The sequence below is a fragment of the Polaromonas sp. P1_G1 genome (genome assembly GCF_056405595.1).
Genome location: NZ_JBFUBU010000138.1, coordinates 1 through 549, shown reverse-complemented (window position 1 = coordinate 549; position 549 = coordinate 1). Strand labels below are relative to the sequence as shown.

The window sequence follows — 549 nt, the reverse complement described above, 5'->3', positions numbered from 1 at the left end:
TGTAGTAGGTGAAGAACGGAATCTGCGGGCGGGTTACGCCGTTCCAGATGCGCGCCTTGGCACTACCAACAAAGCGCCCGGCATACAAACCTCGCGTTGTGCTGGTCTCCTGCCAGGCAACCCATCCTTTGCAATCACTGAAAGGGGACGTGCCGTTCAAACAATTGGCATGGTTATAAGCAGCACCCCAGACACCTGAATTGAAGTACTGGTATTGCATGTCGAAGGGGGCTGCGTTTCCAGCACTTCCGGAGAATCCAATCATCACCTTGGTGTGCCCCAAGAAAGGGGTACTCAGCGCAGAGTTGGTTGGTGTGGTGCTCACGCTGAAGTCCATGGTGGTGGTGCCACCTCCCGACGAACCACCACCGCCTCCGCAACCCGCCAGGATCAAGCCCAATAGAAATATGCCAACGCGCATGCCGCCCCCAAAATGCCGTGAAAAAACGAGATGTCAATACAAGGCCCGTATTCACGCATAAACGGCAAATTTAATATATTCCTATTACATATAGATACGGTGCAAGTAACGGATCCGATGGCCCGCGA

Annotated in this window: 1 protein-coding gene; it reads right to left on the bottom strand. The window is 53.6% G+C overall.

The genetic code is table 11. The features are described from left to right. A partial coding sequence (locus AC1D1Y_RS26125; protein ID WP_477684912.1) for a hypothetical protein occupies positions 1-325 on the bottom strand: 325 nt, incomplete at its 3' end. Between the last annotated feature and the right edge of the window lie 224 nt (positions 326-549).